This is a genomic window from Spartinivicinus marinus (assembly GCF_026309355.1).
GTDB lineage: Bacteria > Pseudomonadota > Gammaproteobacteria > Pseudomonadales > Zooshikellaceae > Spartinivicinus > Spartinivicinus marinus.
The window spans coordinates 3,000,015-3,025,943 of record NZ_JAPJZK010000001.1 but is presented as its reverse complement, the minus strand read 5'-3'; the positions used below and the strand labels follow the sequence as shown (position 1 = coordinate 3,025,943).

Here is a 25,929-nt window from a genome sequence, read left to right as displayed (position 1 = left end):
GCTTTGTAACCAACTAACTGTTTTGCGACTGGTTTATAATGGCAAATGACTTACATCAAGTCCCCATTACACAACTCAAAGGTGTGGGTGCAAGCTTGGCTGAAAAGCTGGCCAAGCTAAACATTTATACAATTCAAGATTTACTATTTCACTTGCCTTTGCGTTATCAGGACCGCACAAAAATTACACCAATAGGAGCACTACAGTTTGGTCACGAAGTCGTTATCCAGGGCACAATTCAAAAAACACAAATAGCTTTTGGCAAACGTAAAAGTTTGATGTGCCAAGTTCAAGATAGCTCTGGCATTTTAACATTGCGCTTTTTCCACTTCACTGCCAGTCAAAAAAATAATTTAACAACAGGCTCAGACATTCGTTGCTTTGGTGAAGTTCGCCATGGCAGTAGTGGCTATGAACTTTATCACCCAGAATATCAACTGCTGAATGGTGATCAGCCGTTACCTGTTGAAGAGTACTTAACCCCTATTTATCCAACCACTGAAGGTTTAGGCCAAAAACGTATTCGAGGTCTTTGCTCTCTGGCTTTAGATATGTTGAGCAACCAACATGGATTAACGGAGTTATTACCCAATAATATTCATCGTAAATTTAAAATTGCCTCACTGGTTGATGCAATTATGTTGCTTCATCAACCACCTCCAGAAACACCTCAGCACCTTATCACTGAAGGAAAGCACCCTGCTCAACAAAGGTTAAAATACGAAGAGCTGCTAGCCCATCAGCTTAGTTTGCTACGGTTACGTCAAAAAGCCCAGAAAATACCAGGCTACCCACTGTCTACAGGGAAAGACCTACAACAAATGTTGAGCAATAACCTTCCCTTTAAGCTAACAGGTGCCCAACAACGAGTGGTTAACGAAATTAATGCCGATTTAGCAAAACCAGCGCCCATGTTACGACTGGTACAAGGTGACGTAGGCTCAGGTAAAACCATGGTTGCAGTAATGGCCGCCTTAAAAGCCGTGGCCAATGGTTATCAAGCTGCGGTTATGGCGCCAACAGAAATTTTAGCGGAACAACACCTGAATAACTTCACTACTTGGCTAACGCCTTTAGGCTTGAAAGTGTCCTGGTTAGCCGGCAAGTTGAAAGGAAAAAAACGCACTGAGCAACTGACGAGTATTGCTTCAGGTGAAGCCCATATAGTGGTGGGTACTCATGCCATTTTTCAAGATGATGTACAATTTAAGCAGCTAGCCTTAGTGATAGTGGATGAACAACATCGGTTTGGTGTCCATCAACGCTTGTCATTAATGAGTAAAGGCGAAAATGGCCAGACTAAGCCACACCAGCTTATTATGACCGCTACCCCTATCCCCCGCACCTTAGCTATGTGTGCCTATGCTGATTTAGACTGCTCTGTTATTGATGAACTGCCTCCAGGGCGAACACCTGTGACTACGGTAGCTATCGAAGACTCTCGTCGTCCTCATGTTATCCAACGGGTACAGTATGCCTGCCAAAACGGCCGTCAGGCTTATTGGGTGTGCACGTTAATTGAAGAGTCTGAAGCACTACAGTGCCAGGCTGCTGAAGCCACTGCCGAGCAATTACGCGCAGAATTACCAGACCTTAGCATTGGCCTTATCCACGGCCGGATGAAAGCCAGCGAAAAAGCCGCCATTATGGCCGAATTTAAAACCAATAACTTAAATTTATTGGTAGCAACCACTGTGATTGAAGTGGGTGTTGATGTACCCAATGCCAGCTTAATGATTATTGAAAACCCCGAGCGGCTTGGTCTGGCTCAGCTCCACCAATTGCGCGGCCGAGTAGGCCGGGGATCAACCGACAGTTATTGTGTATTACTCTATCATCGACCTTTGTCAAAGCACGGCCGAGCCCGCTTGGAAATAATGCGCGAAACCAATGACGGCTTTGCTATTGCCGAAAAAGACTTGGAATTACGAGGCCCAGGGGAAGTATTAGGCACCCGTCAAACGGGACTGATGCAATTTAAAATAGCAAGTCTTGAACAAGATGCCCACCTGCTACCGCTGGTAAAAAATACCGCTGAGCAACTTATTTCCACTCATCCAGAAGCTGTCGAGCCACTAGTTACCCGCTGGTTAGGACAGAATGAACAATACGCTAATGTTTAAATAGCCTGTCATTATCTGTTTGTTACACAGGCCCTTACCCCCCTTAAACACCTTTGATAGTATAAAACAGCAAAATAAGCCGAAGCCATGTAACCAAGAATGACTACAACAAACGATGCATGTACAAGAGATGCATACAAAAGCAGCAAGCCAACCAAACTAACAAAGCTATTATTAAGTTTTGTTTTTGCTTCTCTAGCAAGCTCAATCTGGGCAGAACAAATAGCCCCAGCACCCGATCAAACAATACCAGACCTATTGTGTAGAGATATCGCAAAGTGTCAGAAGATAGCCAAGCCCACAGAGTGGCCTGCCCCCGTTGAAGCGAAAGGGCTGATTTATGGGAACCTATTGTTTACATTTATCTTACCACCACCAGATAAAGCGGTTCGCTCTTTTGATTCCGACTCTGGACTAGCAGCATTACTGGAAGATGGCTCAGCCTTTTCATTCTATGTAACTGAAAAAATGGAAGGCACAACCAGTGCTTTTGAGTATGTATTCGATACCTCCATTAGTGAACTACCAAAGCAACTACCAGTAGACTATGCCGCAGCAGTGGTTATGTATGGCATAAAAGATCAACCTGCCAAGGACACAGAGTTTAGAAAATATAAAAGAGAGAGCTGGACTGTTATAGCTGGTTTTAGTGACACAGAAGGGGTAAAAATTATGGTTGCTCACAAACAATTTACAGACAGACTCTTTATAGTGAAGTTAAACCCAAAGGCAAAGCAATATTTTGGCCAGGTAATGTCTTCTATATCGCTAGGGGAAAGGTAAATAACACTTAACTACAAAAATGCTTTTAATATCGCATATTGTTACAATAACAGCGTGAACCACATCACCCGCCTATAGCTTATAAACAATTAATTCTGCCTATAATTTCTTCAGGAAGATAAATAGTTACCAGCCTATCACCCCAAGCTAGCAAGCTGAATATCATGTAGCTAGTTTTACCGTGATTTTTTAACTGTAAAACGCTTTCTTATATCATGGAGGATATATGAAAATATTGCGTCACCTTTTAACACCATTTCTAGTGTTAGTTTCACCATCCATTAATGCCCAGGCAGTCGATCTTATCCAAGAACAAAATGGAAACTATAATCATATCTTTCAAAACCCAAACCCTAATATCATTCAAGAAAAATTAATTATAATAAGTACGGATTTTCTAGCTTCAGACGTAGAAAATTTAACGCAAATAAAAATTATGCTTTTTGATAATATGTCAATTACTGCTAATCGGAGAAAAATAATTAATGATATATTGCTCAGTGATTTATGGGTAGGCTCTGTTGAAGGTATCGCAAACAGCTCTGTCATTCTTGCTATTTCTGCCACAAGTATTTCAGGGAAAGTTAAAGTTTTTGGAAGAACTTTTTTTATCCGTTACCTTAATGGCCAACAGCTTCTACGTGAAGTAATAGAACCCAGTTTTACTGAAAACTGGTCAAATCAAATCGACGAAACCAAAGAACAACGGGTCTTTGAAATCGTTAATTCAGAGCGCTCAACCAGCAATCTCTATTCCTACAATTATGATACTAAATTAGCAAGATCATCACGGCTTCACTCTGAAGATATGGCACAAAATAATTATTTCAGCCATACCAGCCGCGATGGAAGATCCCCTTTCGATAGAATTAAAGCCCAAGGCTACCAATACAGTCGAGCAGGAGAAAATATAGCAGCAGGCGCTTCAACAGCAGAGCAAGCAATGGAGCTATGGATGAACAGCTCAGGACACAGAGCAGCAATACTAAGCAACCAATTTTGTGATATCGGGGTGGGTTACGGTTATAGCTCATCTAATCGCTACAAACATTTATGGACCCAAAACTTCGGTAGAAAACAGGAAACACAATCTTGTAAAGATAATCCAGATCCAGGGGACGATGGCGATTTAACCAATGGTAAGCCTAAAACCAACCTTTCAGGATCAAGAGGACAATGGTTGCATTATAAATTGACTGTACCCAATAATGCACAAAACTTATCAGTCACAATTAAAGGAGGCAGTGGTGATGCAGATTTATATATGAAATTTGCCAAACGCCCCACTTCATCTGATTATGACTGTAGACCCTATCTATACGGCAACAACGAAAGCTGTACAGTCAATGCCCCCAAGACAGGCATGTACTATATTAGTGTTATGGCTTATAGCTCATATACGGGTTTAACTTTAACCGCTAAGTTTGATCAATAATAAAAGCTTGGATAATTAAAAGGCTGCCTGTTGATAAATCAACAGGCAAAGGTTTACTAGATTCTTACATACATTTAAGCAGCTTTGCTCTCTCTTCTCTTTTTGAACCAAACAATACTCAGACCCAATGCGATACAATAAAATATTCCTAACATTAAAAAAACACCATACCCATTTGAATAAATCATTCGTTGGATATTTGAAGGTATTAAAAAGTGCACAATGGATTGCATTGAAGTAACTGCATAAAAAATGCCTAGTACAGCAAGGTAGTTGGTCATCTTATTGGTTCGTCCCATTAAAAATAAGCCAACAATAAATGGAAGAAATGCCAACAATGCAATAAAAACCGCGCCAAATGAAAAAAAACCACCCATTACTACTATCCATATTAATATTTAAAAATTTGATACTATTAGTTTTTAACAACTTTGGTTCCAGCAAGCAATTCATGAACACAGCGTTTTTCACCACCAAATATAAATAGAATATTCACCAAACCAGCCTCATGAATATCTTTACTTTCCAACTCCACTGTAGGCGTTTTATACGCATCATGATTAGAGGTCCTTAGCCTTGGCTTTCTCGGCTATTTAGCTACAAGACAAGGACAGCCGCTATTCCAATTAAATAAAGTGAGCGGGAAATACGGCAAGAGCATTACTCAGTGGTTTACCCGATTTGGCTTTGGTCCCGCTAAAATCTTCCACAGCTTCCGTCATACCTTCAGGGATTTAGCAGTTGAGTCAGACATTCCTAATGAGCACCTAAAGGCTCTCTTAGGCCACGCACAGGGAGACATGACATATGGTATCTACGGCTCTGGCTTTAGTTTGAGGGTGCTTAATGCGAGCTTACAGAAAATAGAGGTAAGAAACTGCTGTGTGAACTTGTGAGATAAGCATTTATTGATATATACAAAAAGAGCGCTTTGTTTAGCGCCCTTAATGTTTATACAAGACTTGAATTAGAACTTGTATTGAGCTGATAAAGTGTATAAATCAATATCAGTTTCGCCAAACCTTAGCGTATCATTTTTATTTTCATCATACTTCTCACCAACGTCATTGATACGCTCCCACTGAAGACCAAAAGCAATGTTATCAGTTAGGTTATAGTTAGCACCAAGACCAACTGTTAGGCTAGAGCCTTTCTTAGACTCTGATGATTTAACGTTGAATTCAGGAAAAACAGTACTAGTTTCAGAGTAATCTTCCTCTACTTTCCATTTCATAACCCCTACGCTAGCTTTAAGCTCAAAGCTGTTATTTATTGGGTAGAAGCCAACTGCTTTTATACCGTATCCTTTAATTTCATTTTCAACTTTTTCTTTTTCGCTTCCACGAGGACTCTTCCATTCAGCGTCGGGCCTGCCAAGGTCAGAATAGTTTACTTCTAATCCAAAGTACTTATTTACACGATACCCAGCGAAAAGGTTTACTGTCAGGTCTCTATATGTGTACTCAGATTTTCCAAAGCCGTATCCGTCTACATCATCTTCATAATCTGAATAAGAGTTCTTGTAATCTGCAGCCCCTGCTCCAAGACCCAAGTAAAAACCGCTTTTCTCGTCTTCAAAAGGATTTAAATTATTTTCTGCAAAGGCAGGTACAGCAATGGATGAAACTACAGCAATGGCTAAAACAGACTTTCTCATATCTCCCCCTAGGAGTACTTCTTGATACGACTATTGTTGATTAATTATTCAGACAGAATAAAATATAGTCGGTATTGTTATGTGAAGTACGACAGGTAAACAATGAGTATTTTCCGTACTACTCGCCGTGAAGTTAGTATGGTATGGGGTTTCATTAATTTATATTTAAGAAGACGAAAGCAAGGTATTTTCTCGTAAGGTTTAACTTTATACTCGATTCCGAAGTTTTTTTAGGTTGACATAACTGCTAATTTATTTATGCAGCCGCTCTGTATTTTAATGAGTCAGTGGGCTCTTGTTTGCCCAAATCTAAACCCGCTAAATGCTTTTTCGAGCGGCGCTCAGGAAGCACACTGATTATTGCAGCGGTAAAGGCTTTCAGTTGCTGTTTTGGTTCATCAGCCGTGACAACTGCTTCTACAGTTTTTATTAGGGCTTCTGTTTTGATTCGCTCAGTCAAACAGCCAACAGGAAGCCCGGGCTGCTTATTTTCAAGGCGGACGGATTGCTCTGGATGTAGCAGTAACATATGGTCGTACAGCAGGCTCATGATCACGCCTCGCGTTGATCCTTCTTCGCCTTGTTGTTTGGCCAATCGGTTCCAGCCAGCATGTTGCTTCCAGTCCTCAATGAAAACCTCAACTAACCATCTCAATGTATAAACCCTAGCAATATCACCATGCCGCCAGGACATGTCGGATGCCACTAGATATCGATAATTTTTTTCTCCCTCATATTTCAAAGCAACCACAAACCGCTTTTTACCATGGGCTTTCACATAAACCCGAGCCGCCAGCATGGTGATTGACTGTGTTTTTTGGCCTCGGATAATTAACTTGGTATCGACGCCTGTTTGGCGTGCAAAGTAATGTGTAAGTCGTACTTTTTTTCCTTGGGAAAGGATTAGTTGATTGGAGCGTAATTGACTCACCACTTGAGCACCACCCGTCGCAATGGAAGCCTTATCCATGAATTCTGCTGTGCTATACAGTGCATCAGCAATGACCGCATTAATCTTTATATCAGAAAATGACAATGAAAATGCTTCAACCATCTCAAGTGCTAAAGCTTGTTTGGTCGGATAATCTGGGTTGGGCTTAGGTTTTTTGGGTCTTTCTTTTCCAGGAATACCCAGCCTCTTTAGGGCTTTATTTTTCTGACGCCAAGCACTTAACGCTGGATCAGGTGTATAAAAGCGAAAAGCAATCGGTAAGGTAGCTACAGGTGTCACCAGTAGCATAAACACTAGCTCTTGCCCTTGAACATAGCCGCCGGATTTTTTATGTTTTATTTTATGCACACCTTTAATACGTCGTGTTCTCTTGGAGCGGACTTTATCACTATCGTCAAAAATGAGTACTCCTCTCGTAATATGATAGTGATTGAGTACTTGTCGGACACTGGCTTGCAACAACAATGACCAGGCAATTTTACTATGGTAAAACATCCAACGTAATTGGTCCTGCTTGAATGCTCCTAAGCTACACCGCTCAAAAACAGCCCAGCAAAATACACCAGTGACACCAATTCCCATCAGCATAATAGTTAACCAGCGACACTGGATACGACTTAATCCAGAAGATTGAAAAGAAACAGTCAAGGTGTCGTTTAGAGTTTGAACAAACTTTATCACATCGGGAATAGGGGTAATCAACACAAGTCGTCATCAAGTCGCTATTGAAATACAAGCGCGATATACTACACCATCACTGGTCTGCAGGTGTCGTGTTGATCGTTCTTTGCTAGGCGAAGAAATGGAGCAATACCTGTAGTCCAGTCTTCTGAATCTCTCTCATCGTGCTAGTCAAGCATTAAAAACTTCGGAATCGAGTTATAGTAATGTGGACCCCTTAAGCGAGACAGCAAATCTGTATTTTTAGATATTATACTGCTATTTTATTTAGCCGCTCACCATTATATACCTCTACAGGTGTTTGCCCATTAAGTGACAGATGTGGCCTTTCATAATTATAAAACTGAAAGTAACGCTTTAAAATTAAAGTATTTTGTACAGATGACTGGGGAGCATATAGCTGACATATTCCAGGTGAATAACATATTATAGGAAAAAGAAACACTTAAAAAATAGAGCGAAAACACCTAACGTTAAGGGCTCGTATTAAACGCCTTACCAGAAAAACCATTTGCTTTTCAAAGACCAATCAAATGCATGGTATTGTGATTGGTCTTTTTATTAATCGCCATGAGTTTGGCCTTCAAATATAAGTAGGCACAGTTTTGAGTCACTAATTTGGCAACAGTTTTTCGGACATTTTTTTACGCAGCTCCGACAAGTTTTTGCTCGTACTTGAACGGCGCTAAGTAACCATTAGTTGAATGTTTTCTCTGACGATTATAAAACACTTCAATATACTCAAATATATCCTGCTGGGCATCTTCCCGAGACAGGTAATTTTCATGGTGAACTAACTCTGTTTTCAGCGTATGAAAAAAACTTTCTGAAGGGCTATTGTCCCAACAGTTGCCCTTACGACTCATGCTACAAATGAACTTATTTTCTTTCAATAAGCGTTGATAATCATCTGACACATATTGGCTACCACGATCAGTATGAACCAGTAGCCCTTCACCCGGTTTACGGCTTTTTATCGCCATTTGTAAGGCATCAGTCACCAATGAAGCTGTCATCCTGTGACTCATTGACCAGCCAACCACGGCTCTTGAACAAAGATCAATAAACACAGCCAGATACAACCAGCCTTCATGTGTCGGTATATAGGTGATATCACCAACATAGGCTTGATCTGGTTGACTCCAGGAAAACTGACGATTGAGCAGATTCTCAGCTACAGGCTTATTATGTTTAGAGTCAGTTGTTGCTTTAAATTTACGCTTCGTTTTGCAGGATAAACCCTCTTCTTTCATCAGCCGGCCAATACGTCTACGACTGATTTGTTCATCTTGATCAGCAAGATCATCCTTAATACGACGAGTTCCATAGTTTCTATGGCTTGCTTCATGTGATTTCTTGATTTTTGCCTTCAATACCTCATCCTTTTGAGCCCGCTTTGAAACAGGACGAGAGCGCCAGTCATAGTAACCACTAGGGGATACTGACATACACCGACACAGAGCTTTAATGCTAAATTGCCCCCGGTGCTGATGAATAAATTCAAATCTTAGTGATGCTCTTTGGCAAAGAAGGCGGCCGCCTTTTTTAATATAGCTCGCTCTTCTTTCAGTCGTGCATTCTCTTTACGCAGCCTTTTTAACTCATCATATAAATGTTCTTCGTTTTTAGCGGTTTTGTTACCCTGCTTAGAGTGATGATATTTATCAATCCAGGTATATAGGGTATTAACGTTGACTTCTAATTCTCTGGCTGTTTGAACAACTGGCTGATCTGATTCAACTGCTAGCTTGACAGCTGACTCTTTAAACTCAGCTGTATAGTTTTTAGACTTCTTTTCAGACATTTGGACACACCTCTAGTTGGGCCTAATATTACCCATGTTTGTGTGTCCGGAAAACTATAGCCACATTACACTACCACTACTTAAGGAAACATGTAGCAGTGGCAGATTTGGCAAAGGTTGGGGATAAACATAGTTATCCTCTATGGGGTGGTAATACAGTTGTAGAAGGTTCCTCAAGCACTCTTGTAGATGAGCTCCCAGTTGCCCGAGTTGGCGATAAGACAGCTTTCTTTAATTCTTACTTCGAGCTGTTTGACTTCGTTGTTACGGTCCAAAGCCTCCGCTCACCACAAGCATTGACACTCTAGCTAAGTCTTAGCTAAGCTTATTATATCTCTAACAATACAGGAGGCCTTGTTTACTTATGGACGTCATATCAATGCATCAAGCCAAAAGCTCCTTATCCCAGCTTGTAGCACGTGCTGAACAAGGGGAAACCATTCTGATAGGTGCTTATGGCAAAGCTCAGGCTAAAATTGTTCCCACTAATTTTGAAAGCAAGCCTAAAAAGAAAATAGGTATACTCGCTGGCAAGCTTCATATTCCTGAAGACTTCGATGAGCCGTTAGAAGATGATGTGCTAGCAGAATTTGAGGGCAAATAGTGCGCATTTTATTAGATACCCATATTGCCCTTTGGGTCTTTGCTGGCGATAAGCGGATAGAGCCTGTTAGTAATGAAATTTTGTCCAGTGAAACGAAAATCTACATCAGCGCTGCTTCATGGTGGGAGCTAGCTATTAAAATTGGCCAGGGGAAGCTAGAAGCTGATTTAAAAGAGCTAAGGTGGGCAGCTAAAGAGAGTGGGTTTATTGAGTTATCGGTAAAAGGCGAGCACACAGAAGCACTACTACAACTGCCACCTATACATAAAGACCCTTTCGACAGGCTTTTAGTAGCTCAAGCAATCACAGAGCCTATGAAGTTACTAACAGCAGATAATAAGTTAAGTGATTACAGCGAGCTTATTTGGAAAATTTAATCTGTGGTCCTGCATTATTTATCCTACATGAAGTAATAATATTGAACATTATTCTTTTATATGTATATCGCGCATTCTTAAATTTAGCCTTTAAAAAACAGGCTACTAATGTCGTCTTTAAAACGGATTGATACATCCTCGTAACACACAGGTTTCACAGTGAGTAGTACGGAAAGCACTCATTGTTTGTTAGCCCTTCTTCACATAGCAATACCGACTACGTTTTATTCTACTCGAACAATCAATTAAGAATAGTTTTCAACAAACAGTACTCCTAGGGGGAGATATGAAAAGAGCTGTATTAGCCGTTGCTGTTGTTTCTACTTTTGCCATACCTAGCTTTGCAGAAAATAATCTTAATCCTTTTGAGGACGAGAAAAGCGGTTTTTACTTAGGCTTGGGCTTGGGTGCTGCCGATTATGATAAGTCATACGACGAATGGAAAGATGGGAATTTTGGCTACACTAAATACCAAGTACGTGATGGTGCAGCGAATATTTTTGCTGGATATCGTGTCAATAAATACTTTGCATTAGAAGTAAATTATGCTTACTTAGGTAACCCTGACGCTAAAAATACACATCTTGACCATGCATATGAAGTAGAGAACAAGATTAGAGGATATGGAATTAAAGCTGTCGGAATTTACCCAATTAATAATAGCTTTGAATTAAAAGCCAGCGCCGGCGTAATGAAGTGGAAAGTTGAGGAAGACTACTCTACTCCAGGATTAGGTAATGGCCAATATGACGAGTCTTCTTCTGAGAGAGGCTCAAGTTTAACCGTTGGTTTTGGTGCTAATTACAATCTAACTGAAAATGTTGCTTTTGGTCTTCAGTGGGAGCGTATCAATGACGTTGGCGATAAAGAGTTAAGATTTGGAGAAACAGATATTGATGTTTACTCCGCTTCTGTTCAGTACAAGTTCTAATTTAAATCTTGTATAAATATTAAGGGCGTTACAATTAGCGCTCTTTTTGTATATATAAAATCTCCGGAAGCTATGGAAGACTTCTGAGGGACCGAAGCCAAGACGCTGTTTAAACGTAGTGAACCACTTAGTAACGCTCTTGCCGTATTTGCCACTCATTTTATTTAATTGGAAAAGCTGCTGTCCTTGCCTCTTAGCTGAATGATCGAGAAAACCAAGGCTTAGGACCTCACAGTGAAGGGGTATTTTTGTACCTTGAAGCGAATTAAGATGATGTGTAAGGAAAAAACTCTAAGAAAAACAATAAGATAAGAAAAACTGGTGCCGAAGGGGAGATTCGAACTCCCACACCCGAAGGCACTGCCACCTGAAGACAGCGTGTCTACCAAGGGCGGCTTGTTCACGGTTAGTAAATACTATGCGTTATTCCCAGATATGAAACTGTTTACCCCTTTTGTACCAAAACTGAGAGTCGAGATGGTACAAAACCGAGGTGAGATGTGGACTACCTACGCACTCGAAATGGTACATTTTACTTCCGAAAGGTCATACCAATGGAACTAAGATACTTATTTTGCAAGGGAGAATTACAGCTATCGCTAGGGACCAAGATAAAGACTGAAGCCCGTACTAGAGCGGCTACGTTGCGTGGGGCAATCAATGAAGCCATAGATGAGATAAAGTCAGAAAAGAAACTAGAACGAAAATTAGCCATCTTAGAGCAGCTTGATATCTTTCTTAAATCCTTCATAAATAAGAAACACAAAGCCTATGAAAGCTTGGGAACAAGGCACTTTACGCCCAAGCAAGGAGAAGTAAGCCAGGAAAAAACCAAACCGAAAATAACTACCCTGTCAGTGTTGTATATCCAATTTGAAACTGAAAAAGTAGCTACTGAATGGGGACACAAAGCCAAGGAAGATTATTACACAGCATTTAAAGCCTTAATTGACTTGGTTGGTGATGTGGTCCCAGCAAAGGTGAATAACGCCTTAGCCAATAAATACAGCCAAGGGTTGCTTACATATCCCCAGCGGAGAGCTGTAGGCCCTAACGCTAAGCTCAGCCTGAAAGAGTTAACTAAGCGCAACTCCCCTACTATCTCTGCTAGAACCGCTAAGAACCATTTCACACGAATGAATGTCTTTTTTAATTGGCTTGCCCAGCGTAAATATATCAAGGCTAATCCACTATCTGGCCTATCACCTAAAGGCAAGAAGACCTCAACGAAAAAGCAGCCATTTAATCAGGATGATTTAAAGCTTATCTTTAGCCAGCCTCTATTTAAAGAAAAAAAATATAAGTGTGAATGGCAATATTGGTTGCCTATTTTAGCTTTATATACTGGGGCACGCCTGGAAGAACTGGCACAGCTTAGCGCGAGTGATGTTAAGCAGGAAGATACCATTTATTACCTCCATATTCACAGCGAGGAAAATAATCAATTAAAAAATGAAAACTCAGCTAGAAAAATACCCCTTCATTGTGAGGTCATAAGCCTTGGCTTTCTCGACTATTTAGCTACAAGACAAGGACAGCAGCTCTTCCAATTAAATAAAGTGAGTGGGAAATACGGCAAGAATGTCACTAAATGGTTTACCCAATTTAAACAACGTCTTGGCTTTGGTCCTTCTAAAGTCTTCCACAGCTTCAGGCACACATTCAGGGACTTAGCCGTCGAATCAGGGATACCAAGCGAGCATATCAAGGCCCTATTAGGACACACGCAAGGTGATGTGACACATGGCATTTATGGCTCTGGGTTTAGTTTGAGGGTGCTTAATGCGAGCTTACAGAAAATAGAGGTAAGAAATTTTTGTATGAATTTGTGAGAGAAGTATTTATTGATATATACAAAAAGAGCGCTATGTTTAGCGCCCTTAATGTTTATACAAGACTTGAATTAGAACTTGTATTGAGCTGATAAAGTGTAGGTATCGATGTCAGTTTCACCAAAAAATAGTTCTTTGTCACCTACATCATTGATACGCTCCCACTGAAGACCAAAAGCGATATTTTTAGTTAGGTTATAATTAGCTCCTAGACCAACCGTTAAGCTCGTGCCTTTCTCTGACTTGGAGTCAATTTTATTAGAGCTAGCTCCAACTGCTACTTTAGTGTCTTCCTCAGCTTTCCACTTTAAAGCACCCACACTTGCTTGTAATTCAAAGCTGTTATTAATTGGATAATAGCCTATGGCTTTAACCCCATAACCTTTTATTTCTGCTTCAGTTTCTACAACAGCGTTACTACCGCTAGGATAAAAGTCTGCTTCAGGATTTCCTAAACTGTTATAACTAGCTTCTACACCAAAATATTTATTAACACGATATCCGGTAAATGCTTTCCAAGCACCATCGCGTGTTGTGTATTTTAAAGTACCACCAACGTTGCTAGCTCTGTCTTTGGCTGTACTGAAAGAGTCATCGTAATCAGCAGCACCCAGACCTAGTCCTAGGTAAAAACCGCTTTTACTATCTTCAAAAGGATTTAAATTATTTTCTGCAAAGGCAGGTATAGCAAAGGTTGACGCTACAGCAACAACTAATACAGCTTTTTTCATATCTCCCCCTAGGAGTACTTCTTGTTGAAAATTATTCTTAATTGACTGTTCGAGTAGGGTAAAACGTCATCGACATTGTTATACGAAAAGGCATTTACAAAAAAGAGTAATTCCCGTACTTCCATCTTTGAAATTGGTGTGATAAATGGTTTGTAAATGCAAACAAAAAGAAGACAAATGTAAATAATGTAAGCTTAGAAACAAGGTCAAATATTATGTTTATGAGATAAATAATTCAGGCTCCTCATTTCATTTTGAGGGGCCTAAAGTAGAGCTAACAGCTATTGGAAAGGATTCTGCAATGAGTCAATTGACTTTGCTTGTCCTGCTGCTGGTTGAATTGTTACTTCAATATTTTTTGTGTCCCGAAAAATATTATAGGTAACTGAGTAAATACCATTTGGTATTGATGTTGTGTATGCAAGCTCTATTGGCTCATCTGCACAAAAAGTTTCAATTGCTCTACCAGCTTCAAGAAAACCAATCTCACCAGAACTAACTCTTATATTATGGGTTATTTGGACATCGCCTTGACTTGCTCCACTATTGGTAATAAATAAGTTAAAGTCATCAGGAGGCAATAATACTAGTGAATACTCTCCTTTATTTATGCTATCAACTAACTTCTTAGTTTCCTGTTGCCACACAGTGGACCAAGGTTTATTTGTGTCAAAGTCATAAATAATTTCACTTTTACCCCTTTTATCCAAGGCTACTGTTAGGTCGTATGTGAAACCGTCTCTATCAAAATCAGTAAAAAATTGCATATCGGCAATTAACAGACCTGACCAATCATCACATTCAAGCAAAATACTCATAAACTATTTAATCCCACTTCAGTTTATTCCCAGGTTCAGCTTTTATGCTGCCTTTTTGAATTAATCCTCTGCCAGCTTCCCATACCCAGGTCTCACCATTCTCACGCCATTTATACAATATTTTCACACCTGGGTTTGCTTTTGCATACTTATTTAACGAACCTCTACAAGGTTTACAAGGGTCTCTTTGCCCAGAAATTACCATAGTATCACCGGGCTTAAAATTCACTCTAGCTAATGCTTTAGTTTCTGTGTGTGATGATTTCTCTCCATTTCTTTTTGGTAAAGTAATCTGGCTATAGTTTTCCGGACACACAAACACAGGTAATATTAGTCCCAACTAGAGGTGTGTCCAAATGTCTGAAAAGAAGTCTAAAAACTATACAGCTGAGTTTAAAGAATCAGCTGTCAAGCTAGCAGTTGAATCGGATCAGCCAGTTGCTAAAACAGCCAGAGAGTTAGAAGTCAACGTTAATACTCTCCATACCTGGATTGATAAATATCATCGCTCTAAGCAGGGTAACAAAGCCGCTAAAAACGAAGAGCATTTATATGATGAGGTAAAAAGGCTGCGTAAAGAGAATGCTCGACTGAAAGAAGAGCGAGCTATATTAAAAAAGGCAGCCGCCTTCTTTGCCAAAGAGCATCACTAAGATTTGAATTTATTCATCAGCACCGGGAGCAGTTTAGCATCAAAGCTCTGTGTCGGTGTATGTCAGTATCCTCTAGTGGCTACTATGACTGGCGCTCTCGTCCTGTTTCAAAACGAGCTCAAGAGGATGAGGCATTGAAGGCAAAAATCAAAAAATCACATGAAGCAAGTCACCGAAACTACGGCACTCGTAGTATTAAGGACGATCTTACCGATCAAGGCGAACAAATCAGTCGTAGACGTATTGGCCGATTGATGAAAGAAGAGGGTTTATCCTGCAAAACAAAGCGTAAATTTAAAGCGACAACTGACTCTACACATAATAAACCTGTAGCGGATAATCGGCTCAATCGTCAGTTTTCCTGGAGTCAGCCAGACCAAGCTTATGTTGGTGACATCACCTATATACCGACACATGAAGGCTGGTTGTATCTGGCCGTGTTTATTGATCTTTGCTCAAGAGCCGTGGTTGGCTGGTCAATGAGTAATCGGATGACAGCTACATTAGTGATTGATGCCTTACAAATGGCGATAAAAAGCCGTAAACCCGATGAAGGTCTACTGGTTCATACTGATCGTGGTAGCCAATATGTGTCAGATGATTATCAACGCTTATTGAAAGAAAATAAGTTCATTTGTAGCATGAGTCGTAAGGGCAACTGTTGGGATAATAGCCCTTCAGAAAGTTTTTTTCATACGCTGAAAACAGAGTTAGTTCACCATGAAAACTACCTGTCTCGGGAAGAGGCTCAGCAAGATATATTTGAGTATATTGAAGTGTTTTATAACCGTCAGAGAAAACACTCAACTAATGGTTACTTAGCACCGTTCAAGTACGAGCAAAAACTTGTCGGAGCTGCGTAAAAAAATGTCCGGAAAACTGTTGCCAGATTACTTGGGCACAACTCCATTACTGGGACAGCACAATTGCCTTTAACGTGATGCGAGCTTTTCAGGAGACAGATATACCTATCATTGGGGTGCATGACTCCTTTGTGGTCCCAAAAAAAGAAGAAGACAGGCTTTACATGGTGATGACCAGTAGATACCGAGAGCTTGCTCAGTTTGAGCCTGTCATTAGCAAGGAGTGAAAGAGGTTGCTAGGGGGGGGGTAACGAAACGTGACCTCCCTATAGTTATAGGGCTTGTAGCGTAAGGACGTGTTTCACTCTCCACCTCAAGCCCCCTACACTTTGTTTACTTGTCCGTGTGTGTATACCTGTTTTTACGCCTTTAGCTCTCCTTGCGCTACCAAGCAATTAGCCACAGAAAACCACTGGCAATTAAGCGAGATAGCAAATAGATTTATTGATTAAAATACAGACAAGAGAGGCAACAGAAGTACACCAAACAGTGTTGACTTTTTAGCCAGCAGCATGGTACAAAATCAGCGAAATGGGTGGTACAAAATGGAGCTAAACAAACGTTTGAATCTGGGGAAAACTTGAGTATTTACAAAGACTTAGAAAAACTGGTGCCGAAGGGGAGATTCGAACTCCCACACCCGAAGGCACTGCCACCTGAAGACAGCGTGTCTACCAGTTCCACCACTTCGGCTTGGATATTTTTTGATGAAAAGGCATGTATGGTGCCCAGAGGCGGAATCGAACCACCGACACGGGGATTTTCAATCCCCTGCTCTACCGACTGAGCTATCTGGGCGCTGACAGGGCCGCTATTAAACCGTTAGTTTGCTTTTGAGTCAAGGCCTTCCAGAAAAAAAAGCAAAAAAGCTGCTGTATAATTTTTGCGCAAGCCTAATAACAACCCAAATCATAGGGCTTTCCAGCGAATTACTCACTCGTTTTCAGAGGGTGGTACATAGCCTTCTGCTTGTTCGTAGTCTTCGCCTGCAAAGTACTTATCCATTTGTTCGGTTAAGTATTTACGGGTTTCTGGGTCCATCAAGTTCAGTCGTTTTTCATTAATCAACATGGTTTGATGCTGTTGCCAAGCCGCCCAAGCTTCTTTAGACACATTATCATAAAGCCACTTACCCTTTTCACCTGGGTAGGGTGGTACGGCTAACCCTTCTGCTTCTTTCTTTAATTTGACGCAATATACGGTTCTTGTCATTGATAACACCTACTAAGGAACGTACACGAAACAAATACTGTACAAATTATTTATAAACTGACGGCTAATTTTTGAATAAGCTTTTTGACTGGTGCTGCTAACCCTACTGTAGCCGGCTGATCAAGGTTATACCAAAGCCACTGTTCTGGCTCCAATAACGGTTGGGTTGATTGACGTAAAAATAGCTTAACAGGAGTTATATCTAAATGATAATGGCTAAATGTGTGGCGTAATGGGTTCCAAACTTCTGGCTTCGCTAATTTCAACTGTAGGGTATTTTCTAGAGACGTTAACCACTTAGTGTGTGCTGTATCAACTTCAGTTTCAGGAAAGCTCCAGAGTCCACCCCAAATACCGGCAGCTGGGCGCTTATTCAGTAACACCTCACCATGTTGATTAACAATCATCACTAAGTTGGTTTGCTTTACTGGCAGTTGCTTTTTCGGTTTTGGCTCGGGGTATAAATGGGTTTCGCTCTGCAAATTGGCCTCACACTTTTTGGCCACGGGGCACAAGCTGCAAACAGGCTTACTGCGTGTACAAATTGTAGCCCCTAAGTCCATCATTGCCTGGGTATAATCCCCAAACCGCTGTTTAGGGGTATAGTGTTCGGCTATTTCCCACAACACTTGTTGTGTTTTTGTTTGCCCAGTCCAGCCAGAAACACGATGAAACCGGGCCAGCACCCGCTTTACATTACCATCTAATATGGCTGCTCGTTTATTAACAGCAATAGACAAAATGGCCCCTGCCGTGGAGCGACCAATACCTGGCAACTCTGCAAGCCCCTCAACGGTTTCAGGAAACTGCCCCTTGTATTCATCCGCCACTATTTTAGCTGCTTTATGTAAATTTCTGGCACGAGCGTAATACCCCAACCCTGTCCACAAATGCAGCACTTCATCAACGTCTGCTTTTGCCAGCGTTTTTACTGTGGAAAAGCGCTTCATAAAGCGCTCATAATAAGGAATAACCGTGGCCACCTGGGTTTGCTGCAACATAATTTCAGACACCCACACCCGATAAGGGGTTTTATTTTGCTGCCACGGCAACTGTTTGCGACCATGCTTATCAAACCAGGTTAATACTGGCTGGTTGAACTGCCTTGCTGGAATCATTAATTAAACAAACCTTTCAGTAACTCTTTTGCCCGCTCGCCACCTTCTTCACCGAGCTTTTCTTTCAATTTGTCACCTAGCTTATCATCAAGTTTTTTATCGACCTTGCGTTTAAGCTCGTCTTTAATCAGTGCCTTGGCAACATCTTTCATTCGCTCACTGTCAACACCGCACAAACCTTCTTTTTGGCTAAATTTACCTTTACAACGAACAGGCCAACGAACATTGGCATAACGCTCATTAATTCGGCAAGCTTGATCACCCAAGTCACTGGTTTGACCTAAAATCGTTAAACCTAAGTGGTAGTCCAACGCCTGCTGCACTAGGTCAACTTCACCATCACCATCCAGCTTCATCTGATCAAGCGATGCAATTAAGTCATCATTTTTAGCGACACCTTGCCGAATATTAAACTGTCCATGCAGTGACTTAAACTGCGTATTGTTATCCCAGGCTTGGTCACCCATTTTTTCTTTACGGACTTTTGCAACTGTTTTACAAACAATCCGATTAATATTGACCTCAGCAAACTGACCATCATTAATTGCAAACTTCACCACACCGTTTAATTGTTTGGTTAATTCACTAGCCGTTAATCCTTTCGTGGTTATCTGGCTGGAAATATTACCCACCCCCGACACTTGATTAACATCCGCTAAATTGGTTAATAGTGGGTTAACCTGTACTCCAGCTAATTGGTTACTGGCTTTAATGGTTGGCTGTTTACCTTGGACATCAACTGTCAATTGCTGCGTAAACTCGCCTCCATACAATTTGGCGGATAAGTTTTTCACTTTAACCAAACCACCCTTAGCAGATACATCCAACTTAACATCAGACAGTTCGGCTTTTTTGACAATGAGTTTTTTCAAAGTCATTTGACCAGCTAAGTTCAACCCTTTTAATGCATCAACGGGTATGACTGGCTGCTCGGCAGCTGGCGACGCGGCTACTGGCGTATCACCTGATGAAGGAGCGGGAGTGGGAGCAGGCGCTCCAGCACTTTTTGTTGTCTCAACTGGCGCTGGTGGTAAATAATCGTCAACATTAAATTGGTTAATGTGTAAATTAAACTGTAGTGCTTGCGAAGCGATATCAATAATCGATAAATTACCGGTTAACTGGCTATCATCCAAGGTGATATTCAACGGGCTTAATGACAGCTGTTTATTAGTGCCTTTAAATTGTGTGTTTAACGCAAACTGACTAAAGGCTTTATCAGACGCTGTTTCTGGCATCTCAACGCCCACCCCTGACAACCATTGTTTGATATTCAATGGTTTTACACTCAGCTTTCCACTCATGGCTGGGGCAGTAACAAACTGTTTGGTTTCACTGGTAAAGGTTAAATCCAAGTCGCCAAACTGAGCATGCCAATCATTTAACGATAACAGTTGCTGCTTTAAATCAACGGATAAATTACCCTTTATCGTACCTTTAACACTTTTATTATTGGTCGGCTCACCTACTGCAGCCAAGTCCCAATCCAACTCTTTCATTTGGTAGTGCTGCCCCATAAAGTCCAACATTAACGTCGCACTTAATCGGCTATCTAACGATAAACGAGGCTGGCTGCTGTTATAGCTAAATGACAAGTTAATGGGGAAAGGCTTAGCACTGGCAACGGCTCCCGTTGTAAAATTGATATTGCGAATTTGCTGACTGGTACCGGCCTGCTCATCTTTGTAATCCAGGATCATATTTTTAACCTGAACACTTTCAACCGCTAATACAACAGGTTTACTGTCTTTACTCTGAGACTTGTCAGAAGACGATGGCTCTTGTTCTTGGGGTTCTTGCTCTTGCGGTTTTTGCTGATCAGCAGTCTCTGGTTGTTTGGGTATTTCCCAGTTGCCTTTACCTGTTTTATCTTTAACTAACTTTAGATTTAAACCTGTTAATACAACATCATTCATTTCTACCCGACTGCTGAGTAACGGCCATAATTCTAAGCCAAGCTTTGCCTCCTCCAATGCAAGCAATGGCTGCTGTTTACGGTCTAACATCGACACATCATTTATTGCAAAGCTCAGTTGAGGAAAAAGTGTTAGCCCAATATCACCATTAATCCGCATTTGAAACCCAGTTTTATCCAGCACGGCTTTTTCCAGCTGAGGTTTATAGTCATTTGGGTTAATAATCGAGTTAATAAATACCAATGCCAATACAACCAGCAGCAACAATACTGCAATTGTACCTAGGGTAATTTTCAGTAGCGTCTTCATTCAGTAGCCCTTATACGTGTATTTATACCCTGAGATATAAACGGGTATAGGTGTCAGCATTTCGCTATTTGCACATTTTACTCTATTCCGAGGTGTCTTGATATAAACGACAAGATTTGCTTTGCTCTATATAATCGCCTACCCACTGCTCCACTTTTTCAGCAATAGCTAACGCAGCAGTAAGCCCTGGGCTTTCAATGCCAAATAAATTGATCAAACCAGTAATTTTGTGTTCTAAATGAGTTTGAATGATAAAGTCTCTAATGGGCTCACCAGGCCCCTGTAGCTTAGGTCTGATACCTGCATAAGCAGGCATTAAATCTTGTCGGTTGATTGTAGGATAATAACGCTTGATAGCCTGATAAAATGAGTCGGCTTTGGACTCTGGCACATCATAATTCACATCGTTAACATAAGCCGTATCAGGCCCAAACCGCACACGCCCTGATAAGTCTAATGTCGCATGAATACCTAGCCCAGTGGTATTCACTTCAGGTGTAGGATAGATAAGGTGCTTAAAAGGTGCCTGTCCCTTCAAGCTAAAATAATGCCCTTTACAATAATACAGTGGCGGTATGTCTTTATCAGTGAGTCCCTCTATCCCTTTAGCGACTTGCTGCGCTCCTAAACCTGCTGCATTAATCAGCCAACGCGTTTTAAACGAATAGCTTTCCTGATGACCTGCCCCCGACAGGATAGTCACATGCACAATAAAACCATCTGTCACTGGCTCTACTCTGTTTACTTGGGTACCAAATAATGAAATAGCCTGCTGTTGTTCTGCCTCCGTTAACAGCCTTAACATCAACTGATGGCTATCGACAATGCCACTCGAAGGTGACCATAAAGCAACAGAGCAATTAATCGCTGGCTCTAACCCTGCCACCGCCGACTTGTCGAGCCATTGCAAATCATTCAGGCCATTAGCTTCAGCCTGTTGATAAATACGCTGTAACTGTTGTTCGTCTTCCTGTTTGCAAGCCACAATCAGCTTGCCACACTGCTGATAAGGAATCTGATATCGCTGGCAGTAGTCGTATAGTAATTCTTTACCACGCACACAAAGCTCAGCTTTTAACGACTGACTAGGATAATAGATGCCCGCATGAATCACTTCGCTGTTGCGACTACTCACCTCCTCTCCAAAGTGAGGGTGCTTCTCTACAATGACTGTCGTACAATTATCTCCCGCTAATCGAGCCGCTATTGCCAAACCCACTACCCCTGCACCAACAATGGTGAAATCCACTTGCTCCATAATATTCCGCTCATCATCTCATGGTAAAAGTACGTTATAATAAACAGGCAGGCAGTTAGAAACGCAATTTGCGCTTCTAACATCAACAAAAGAAAGGTAGAAAAAAGCTACTTCGCGGTGCTTAGTAGGGGTTGGAGGTTAGCCATGGTTCTAACCCATGGTTTAAGAAACTGGATCTGCTTTAGTGGTAATCGGCTTAACTCTTTTTGGGCCTGCACTCTATTCTCATAAACCCCATAAAGCAGTAAATGTAAAGGTTGCCCATTCGATTGAACCACTACATGTGTGCTGGAATATAAAAAGGGGTATTTAAGCTGCAAGTTACTTATGGTCTTTAGCTCAGAAGCAGCAATTAATTGAATAGTTACATAATGTCGTGGTACTTGCCTCAAGCGGGCAATGGTTTCTAAATGGTCGGTTTTATTGGCAAGATTTAATGCCATCAGCCGTAACCGATCATTTTTTGCTGTTTCTTCTAAACTCGTCCGTTTTCCTGGTACATTAAGGTCATCACACTGCCATTGGTTTTCCACCTCTATGCCTGACTCACACTGCCAGGGTGATACGAGGGCAACTCCCTTCCCCTTCGTTTGCTCTGGCTGCTCAACTGCATAAAGTGTTGCTTCATCTGGATTTTCATTCGCCCACGGCAGCCATTGGCACCCAGACAGGCAGACTACTAAAAGCCCGCTACCAACAGCTACCCTCTGTTTAACCCATGATCGCATTTGCTTCATACCTAAAGGTTTATTCTGTATAAACTGCTAATGAGGTATTTTTAGTGTAGCTATTAATTGAATTTTTACTGCATTTTTATTAATTAGCTACCTAAACTTTTTTAAAGCAAGGCAGGCGAGGTAGTTCAACCTAATCCAAACCATTTATGAAACTCTTAACTTAGGGATACTGAACATTGTATGGCAACGACCACAAGATAACTGTTGCCCAGGAATGTCAGGCGCTTTATCGTAGCGATCATCTTTCGCCACATCTGTCACCTTATACTTATGATTACAAGAAGGACAAAAACAAAAGAGTTGGTCACCAGAAAGCGCTATTTCTGCCAACACTGGAGTAGGTTTCACCTGCTGTGTAACACCTTTTATCTCTCCAGTCGCTTGCAACATTCCCTGTGTTAATTCATAAGGGATAGGGACAACAACCGTTGATTTGTCACTGCTTATATCACTTAAAGTCTGTAATACCCTTAATGTCATCGCACCAGGTGAAGATGCTAAAGTTTTAGCTGCTTCAGAAAATATCTTTGCTGTCACTTGATCAGCCTCAGCTCTAATTTTCTGTGCGCTGGCTTCTTTACTCGCTTCGGTCTCTCGCATCATGGCTCGCAATAAATTATGGTCCATACTGGCATCAGTTAAACGAATATCTACATCAGCAATTCCCCATCTGGAAGAAGTCTTCCGGATTACTTGCTCAATTTCTTCCGCAATCGCTGATTTATTCCCCCTTACTTCTTCAATGGTTTTCGTTCCCAATACATCAGATATCGTCGTTAATGCTAATTGTCGAATACTATGGTTATAATCTGAAACCTCTAATAATGCTTGCTGACAATCAACCACTCGGTAATGCAAAGTACCTGAAATGGTGACAGAAATATTACCATTCAACACCACTTGTTGACTGGGTAAATCCACCGTTTGAATACTACTCTTTGTCGTTACCACTTGTTGTAGTATTGGAATACAAAACCCAAGACCTGGCTCTACTAAACCTGTATATTTACCTAGAGTAAGTTTAACGCCTACTTCATCTTGATTAATAACATAAAACCCAAAGAAAGTGATTACCGATTTCTTGCTCATCAATCTATCCTTAATTACAGGGAGAAAATCCTTTCATTTAAAAGTAGAGTAGTCGATGATTTGAAGTTAAAGAATGAAAAGCAACCTTATTACATTGGATTTTCACCAACAATACAGGTCTCATCTTTGGCTATACGAAGAGATGGTGTAGAGGTATCAAGCAATAATCGCTTAAAACTTTCGATTTTCACCTTTTCACCTAATTTTCTAGCTATTATGGTTTCCTTAAAATTCACTCGAATTTTATCACCTTCACGCATTTCAGTGAGATCAGTTCGAATAATATCTAAAATCTCTGTTAAAGCCGAGGAAACTTTCAGCTCGTCAGTGAGTTGCGGTCTACGCTTTTGCTGCAATACAGTACAAGTAGGATCAGAGTAAATTAAAATGTCGGCATCGTCTTTATAGAGTTGCATTAACTTATTTAGTGCTTTTTGCTGGGTGAACTCCGTTACTTTTTCTAAAAAGCTACCCACATGATGCGCTGCTTCTTTTTTCTCAGACTTTAAGTGTATTTGCTTACCCTCTCCTTTTACACAAGGCTTGTCCTGAAAAGTAAGTTTACCATTCACTTTGCATTGATAAACTGCGGCACTCAGGTTACTGACAGCTATAATCATGAGCATAAAAAATAATAGGTTATAGCAGTACTTCATAATAAACCCCTCAACAAAGGAGTACAGCATAATTAACAGTACAATATAGCGTTAATGCTTTGGGTTAACCAATGCCGTTAAAATATGGTCCTGCCATTGACCGTTTATTTTCAGGTAAGACTTAGCATAACCTTCTTTTTGGAACCCTAGCTTTTTCAATAATGCCTCGCTGCGAAGATTGTTAGGTAGGTAATTAGCCATGATTCGATGCAAATCTAACTGTTCAAATAGATAGCTAATTGAACAGCTCAATGCTTCATGCATTAGCCCCATACCTTGATAGCGAATATCGACTGAATAGCCAAGATGACAAGCTTGGAAAACACCTCTCACAATATTAGAGAAGTTACAGCAGGCTATCATTTCACTCTTTTGCTGATTTAATACAACTAAAGGAAGCATTATGCCTTGTTGAAATAGTTCAAACGAATTAGTCAGCCGTTCCTGCCAACCCGACAAAGAGTGAAATGCCACATCTCGCTTTGGTTCCCATGGTGCTAAATGGTCTCGATTAGCTAAATAATATTGATAAACCAAGCTTGCCTGATCAGGTGTTAATACTGTTATCACCCCACGAGAAATATTAATTGTTGGCATCGTATCCATACTGCTTACACCCTTAAATTACAAATTTAACCAAACCTTAAGTAACACCTTCGTTATAAGAATACAACTGTTGTTTATCAAAAGCATCCTATATTAGTCGCTCAATAGCTGCAATTAATAAAAACAACTATGCTTGTAAATATGAAAGTGCAAGCCTGAGTACCTGTTCAGATAGTAAAGACCCTGGACATTCGGGCTAACCAAAGGAGTTTGGATATGCCTATCACCTCGATCAAACAGCAAATCAGTACCACCACTCGTCAAATTAACCATCTTGTCAGTCAACTAGAACAGCTGTTACTGGAAGCACCTGATCACCAAGAAGCTATCAGCATCCTAGAAGATCTGCAAACCTATGCCAGTGCCCTCATCGATAAAACAGAAGCGACTTTAAAAAAAGCAGGTGCGCACCACCGCTCACTTGAACAATGCTATGAACAGGATTTAGCAGCAGTCATGGAGAAATGGTAATCAGGAACAAGGAACAAGCAAAAATTAATGTTAACTATTTTATGAGTATTATAATGAGGATGGCCAGGCTATCTACAGCATCCTCTTTTTGCCCTACCCGTCCAATGAAATAGTTAAGAATGGATTGAAGAGAGATTAGGCTATGAGGACAAAGCGTGACTTCAGTACTAGACTTTTGCCGTATCATATTTTAGCGTAGCTGATCTATAAGGTATCCCTAATTATTGATACTTAATTAACTACACTACTATGGTCGACTTGCTAAAGATATGATCAGTTTGTTAAAGATCACTGTATTAAAACACTGCTTTAT

27 protein-coding genes, 2 tRNA genes and 1 pseudogene are annotated in these 25,929 nt (G+C 40.8%); 12 read left to right on the top strand and 18 right to left on the bottom strand.

Annotation, left to right across the window (positions count from 1 at the left end):
- Window positions 1-38 precede the first annotated feature (38 nt).
- The 3 genes from recG to OQE68_RS13635 all read left to right on the top strand — a co-directional run bounded on the left by recG (window position 39) and on the right by OQE68_RS13635 (window position 4,341).
- On the top strand, window positions 39-2,123 hold the full coding sequence (gene recG / locus OQE68_RS13645) for an ATP-dependent DNA helicase RecG (RefSeq protein WP_180570002.1): 2,085 nt from the start codon (window positions 39-41) through the stop codon (window positions 2,121-2,123).
- A 99-nt stretch (window positions 2,124-2,222) separates the two neighbouring features.
- A complete protein-coding gene (locus OQE68_RS13640) occupies window positions 2,223-2,906 on the top strand; it encodes a hypothetical protein (protein WP_180570003.1) in 684 nt (227 codons plus the stop codon).
- A gap of 226 nt (window positions 2,907-3,132) precedes the next feature.
- The gene (locus tag OQE68_RS13635; RefSeq protein WP_219340130.1) at window positions 3,133-4,341 is read left to right on the top strand and encodes a CAP domain-containing protein; all 1,209 of its coding nucleotides are present in this window, start codon (window positions 3,133-3,135) and stop codon (window positions 4,339-4,341) included.
- Window positions 4,342-4,415: 74 nt separating this feature from the next.
- Here the strand turns inward: OQE68_RS13635 and OQE68_RS13630 are convergent, their stop codons facing one another.
- The 3 genes from OQE68_RS13630 to OQE68_RS13620 form a co-directional block, all read right to left on the bottom strand.
- A complete protein-coding gene (locus tag OQE68_RS13630; RefSeq protein WP_180570004.1) occupies window positions 4,416-4,718 on the bottom strand; it encodes a hypothetical protein in 303 nt (100 codons plus the stop codon).
- Window positions 4,719-5,308: 590 nt separating this feature from the next.
- Window positions 5,309-5,998 (bottom strand): outer membrane beta-barrel protein, encoded by a 690-nt coding sequence (locus OQE68_RS13625; protein ID WP_180570005.1) that lies wholly within the window; start codon window positions 5,996-5,998, stop codon window positions 5,309-5,311.
- 256 nt (window positions 5,999-6,254) lie between these two features.
- Window positions 6,255-7,655 (bottom strand): transposase, encoded by a 1,401-nt coding sequence (locus OQE68_RS13620; RefSeq protein ID WP_266195677.1) that lies wholly within the window; start codon window positions 7,653-7,655, stop codon window positions 6,255-6,257.
- A gap of 332 nt (window positions 7,656-7,987) precedes the next feature.
- Between OQE68_RS13620 and OQE68_RS13615 the strand changes: the two are divergent.
- Window positions 7,988-8,224: pseudogene (locus OQE68_RS13615) on the top strand (IS1 family transposase); the annotation flags it as partial.
- 51 nt (window positions 8,225-8,275) lie between these two features.
- Here OQE68_RS13615 and OQE68_RS13610 read toward each other — a convergent pair.
- Entirely contained in the window at window positions 8,276-9,181 is a 906-nt protein-coding gene (locus OQE68_RS13610) for an IS3 family transposase (protein ID WP_266195864.1), read from the bottom strand.
- Entirely contained in the window at window positions 9,139-9,435 is a 297-nt protein-coding gene (locus OQE68_RS13605; protein WP_180571350.1) for a transposase, read from the bottom strand. The genes OQE68_RS13610 and OQE68_RS13605 overlap by 43 nt, the downstream gene beginning before the upstream one ends.
- Window positions 9,436-9,533: 98 nt before the next feature.
- Between OQE68_RS13605 and OQE68_RS30840 the strand changes: the two genes are divergently transcribed.
- From OQE68_RS30840 to OQE68_RS13585, 5 genes are all read left to right on the top strand, one after another.
- On the top strand, window positions 9,534-9,743 hold the full coding sequence (locus tag OQE68_RS30840; protein ID WP_353618597.1) for a PAAR domain-containing protein: 210 nt from the start codon (window positions 9,534-9,536) through the stop codon (window positions 9,741-9,743).
- A 56-nt stretch (window positions 9,744-9,799) separates the two neighbouring features.
- Window positions 9,800-10,039, top strand: coding sequence for a type II toxin-antitoxin system Phd/YefM family antitoxin (locus OQE68_RS13600; protein WP_180571734.1), 240 nt, complete (start codon window positions 9,800-9,802; stop codon window positions 10,037-10,039).
- Window positions 10,039-10,416: a type II toxin-antitoxin system VapC family toxin gene (locus tag OQE68_RS13595; RefSeq protein ID WP_180571735.1), complete on the top strand. Its 378-nt coding sequence runs from the start codon at window positions 10,039-10,041 to the stop codon at window positions 10,414-10,416. Before OQE68_RS13600 ends, OQE68_RS13595 begins: the two co-directional genes overlap by 1 nt.
- A 286-nt stretch (window positions 10,417-10,702) precedes the next feature.
- Window positions 10,703-11,347 (top strand): outer membrane beta-barrel protein, encoded by a 645-nt coding sequence (locus OQE68_RS13590; protein ID WP_180571736.1) that lies wholly within the window; start codon window positions 10,703-10,705, stop codon window positions 11,345-11,347.
- A gap of 500 nt (window positions 11,348-11,847) precedes the next feature.
- Window positions 11,848-13,179, top strand: a complete 1,332-nt coding sequence (locus tag OQE68_RS13585; protein WP_353618598.1) for a DUF6538 domain-containing protein — start codon at window positions 11,848-11,850, stop codon at window positions 13,177-13,179.
- A 71-nt stretch (window positions 13,180-13,250) separates the two neighbouring features.
- On the opposite strand, the gene OQE68_RS13580 is transcribed toward OQE68_RS13585, so the two are convergent.
- The 3 genes from OQE68_RS13580 to OQE68_RS13570 form a co-directional block, all read right to left on the bottom strand.
- A complete protein-coding gene (locus tag OQE68_RS13580) occupies window positions 13,251-13,910 on the bottom strand; it encodes an outer membrane beta-barrel protein (RefSeq protein ID WP_180571912.1) in 660 nt (219 codons plus the stop codon).
- 281 nt (window positions 13,911-14,191) lie between these two features.
- Complete coding sequence (locus OQE68_RS13575; protein WP_180571913.1) at window positions 14,192-14,728, bottom strand: hypothetical protein; 537 nt, start codon at window positions 14,726-14,728, stop codon at window positions 14,192-14,194.
- Window positions 14,729-14,735: 7 nt separating this feature from the next.
- The gene (locus OQE68_RS13570) at window positions 14,736-15,050 is read right to left on the bottom strand and encodes a hypothetical protein (RefSeq protein ID WP_180571914.1); all 315 of its coding nucleotides are present in this window, start codon (window positions 15,048-15,050) and stop codon (window positions 14,736-14,738) included.
- A gap of 34 nt (window positions 15,051-15,084) precedes the next feature.
- Between OQE68_RS13570 and OQE68_RS13565 the strand changes: the two genes are divergently transcribed.
- A complete protein-coding gene (locus tag OQE68_RS13565; protein ID WP_180572110.1) occupies window positions 15,085-15,381 on the top strand; it encodes a transposase in 297 nt (98 codons plus the stop codon).
- Window positions 15,339-16,244: an IS3 family transposase gene (locus OQE68_RS13560; RefSeq protein WP_266195884.1), complete on the top strand. Its 906-nt coding sequence runs from the start codon at window positions 15,339-15,341 to the stop codon at window positions 16,242-16,244. The genes OQE68_RS13565 and OQE68_RS13560 overlap by 43 nt, the downstream gene beginning before the upstream one ends.
- 608 nt (window positions 16,245-16,852) lie before the next feature.
- Here the strand turns inward: OQE68_RS13560 and OQE68_RS13555 are convergent.
- The 10 genes from OQE68_RS13555 to rimJ form a co-directional block, all read right to left on the bottom strand.
- A tRNA-Leu gene (locus OQE68_RS13555) sits at window positions 16,853-16,937 on the bottom strand.
- Window positions 16,938-16,966: 29 nt separating this feature from the next.
- Window positions 16,967-17,042, bottom strand: a tRNA-Phe gene (locus OQE68_RS13550).
- 135 nt (window positions 17,043-17,177) lie between these two features.
- Window positions 17,178-17,456 carry an oxidative damage protection protein gene (locus OQE68_RS13545; RefSeq protein ID WP_180568071.1) on the bottom strand — a complete coding sequence of 93 codons (279 nt, stop codon included), beginning with the start codon at window positions 17,454-17,456 and terminating at the stop codon, window positions 17,178-17,180.
- A 50-nt stretch (window positions 17,457-17,506) separates the two neighbouring features.
- On the bottom strand, window positions 17,507-18,574 hold the full coding sequence (mutY, locus tag OQE68_RS13540; protein ID WP_180568072.1) for an A/G-specific adenine glycosylase: 1,068 nt from the start codon (window positions 18,572-18,574) through the stop codon (window positions 17,507-17,509).
- Window positions 18,574-20,799 (bottom strand): AsmA family protein, encoded by a 2,226-nt coding sequence (locus tag OQE68_RS13535; protein ID WP_180568073.1) that lies wholly within the window; start codon window positions 20,797-20,799, stop codon window positions 18,574-18,576. The genes mutY and OQE68_RS13535 overlap by 1 nt, the downstream gene beginning before the upstream one ends.
- 82 nt (window positions 20,800-20,881) lie before the next feature.
- Entirely contained in the window at window positions 20,882-22,057 is a 1,176-nt protein-coding gene (locus tag OQE68_RS13530) for an NAD(P)/FAD-dependent oxidoreductase (protein WP_180568074.1), read from the bottom strand.
- Window positions 22,058-22,164: 107 nt separating this feature from the next.
- Window positions 22,165-22,785 (bottom strand): SPOR domain-containing protein, encoded by a 621-nt coding sequence (locus tag OQE68_RS13525; RefSeq protein WP_180568075.1) that lies wholly within the window; start codon window positions 22,783-22,785, stop codon window positions 22,165-22,167.
- A 153-nt stretch (window positions 22,786-22,938) separates the two neighbouring features.
- A complete protein-coding gene (locus OQE68_RS13520; RefSeq protein WP_180568076.1) occupies window positions 22,939-23,883 on the bottom strand; it encodes an SPFH domain-containing protein in 945 nt (314 codons plus the stop codon).
- 89 nt (window positions 23,884-23,972) lie between these two features.
- Window positions 23,973-24,539: a DUF4124 domain-containing protein gene (locus OQE68_RS13515; protein WP_180568077.1), complete on the bottom strand. Its 567-nt coding sequence runs from the start codon at window positions 24,537-24,539 to the stop codon at window positions 23,973-23,975.
- Window positions 24,540-24,590: 51 nt separating this feature from the next.
- A complete protein-coding gene (gene rimJ / locus OQE68_RS13510; protein ID WP_180568078.1) occupies window positions 24,591-25,145 on the bottom strand; it encodes a ribosomal protein S5-alanine N-acetyltransferase in 555 nt (184 codons plus the stop codon).
- 216 nt (window positions 25,146-25,361) lie between these two features.
- Here rimJ and OQE68_RS13505 point away from each other — a divergent pair, with 216 nt between their 5' ends.
- A complete protein-coding gene (locus OQE68_RS13505) occupies window positions 25,362-25,616 on the top strand; it encodes a hypothetical protein (RefSeq protein WP_180568079.1) in 255 nt (84 codons plus the stop codon).
- Window positions 25,617-25,929 lie beyond the last annotated feature (313 nt).

Excerpts from the sequence above, each read along its gene's own strand:
- recG (WP_180570002.1), top strand. The coding sequence starts at position 39 with ATGGCAAATGACTTACATCAAGTCCCCATTACACAACTCAAAGGTGTG.
- OQE68_RS13600 (WP_180571734.1), top strand. The coding sequence starts at position 9,800 with ATGGACGTCATATCAATGCATCAAGCCAAAAGCTCCTTATCCCAGCTT.
- OQE68_RS13525 (WP_180568075.1), bottom strand. The coding sequence starts at position 22,785 with ATGCGATCATGGGTTAAACAGAGGGTAGCTGTTGGTAGCGGGCTTTTA.
- OQE68_RS13505 (WP_180568079.1), top strand. The coding sequence starts at position 25,362 with ATGCCTATCACCTCGATCAAACAGCAAATCAGTACCACCACTCGTCAA.
- OQE68_RS13565 (WP_180572110.1), top strand. The coding sequence starts at position 15,085 with ATGTCTGAAAAGAAGTCTAAAAACTATACAGCTGAGTTTAAAGAATCA.
- OQE68_RS13635 (WP_219340130.1), top strand. The coding sequence starts at position 3,133 with ATGAAAATATTGCGTCACCTTTTAACACCATTTCTAGTGTTAGTTTCA.
- OQE68_RS13580 (WP_180571912.1), bottom strand. The coding sequence starts at position 13,910 with ATGAAAAAAGCTGTATTAGTTGTTGCTGTAGCGTCAACCTTTGCTATA.
- OQE68_RS13545 (WP_180568071.1), bottom strand. The coding sequence starts at position 17,456 with ATGACAAGAACCGTATATTGCGTCAAATTAAAGAAAGAAGCAGAAGGG.
- OQE68_RS13515 (WP_180568077.1), bottom strand. The coding sequence starts at position 24,539 with ATGAAGTACTGCTATAACCTATTATTTTTTATGCTCATGATTATAGCT.
- OQE68_RS13630 (WP_180570004.1), bottom strand. The coding sequence starts at position 4,718 with ATGGGTGGTTTTTTTTCATTTGGCGCGGTTTTTATTGCATTGTTGGCA.
- OQE68_RS13520 (WP_180568076.1), bottom strand. The coding sequence starts at position 23,883 with ATGAGCAAGAAATCGGTAATCACTTTCTTTGGGTTTTATGTTATTAAT.
- OQE68_RS13590 (WP_180571736.1), top strand. The coding sequence starts at position 10,703 with ATGAAAAGAGCTGTATTAGCCGTTGCTGTTGTTTCTACTTTTGCCATA.
- OQE68_RS13640 (WP_180570003.1), top strand. The coding sequence starts at position 2,223 with ATGACTACAACAAACGATGCATGTACAAGAGATGCATACAAAAGCAGC.
- OQE68_RS13530 (WP_180568074.1), bottom strand. The coding sequence starts at position 22,057 with ATGGAGCAAGTGGATTTCACCATTGTTGGTGCAGGGGTAGTGGGTTTG.
- mutY (WP_180568072.1), bottom strand. The coding sequence starts at position 18,574 with ATGATTCCAGCAAGGCAGTTCAACCAGCCAGTATTAACCTGGTTTGAT.
- OQE68_RS13575 (WP_180571913.1), bottom strand. The coding sequence starts at position 14,728 with ATGAGTATTTTGCTTGAATGTGATGATTGGTCAGGTCTGTTAATTGCC.
- rimJ (WP_180568078.1), bottom strand. The coding sequence starts at position 25,145 with ATGGATACGATGCCAACAATTAATATTTCTCGTGGGGTGATAACAGTA.
- OQE68_RS13625 (WP_180570005.1), bottom strand. The coding sequence starts at position 5,998 with ATGAGAAAGTCTGTTTTAGCCATTGCTGTAGTTTCATCCATTGCTGTA.
- OQE68_RS13605 (WP_180571350.1), bottom strand. The coding sequence starts at position 9,435 with ATGTCTGAAAAGAAGTCTAAAAACTATACAGCTGAGTTTAAAGAGTCA.
- OQE68_RS13535 (WP_180568073.1), bottom strand. The coding sequence starts at position 20,799 with ATGAAGACGCTACTGAAAATTACCCTAGGTACAATTGCAGTATTGTTG.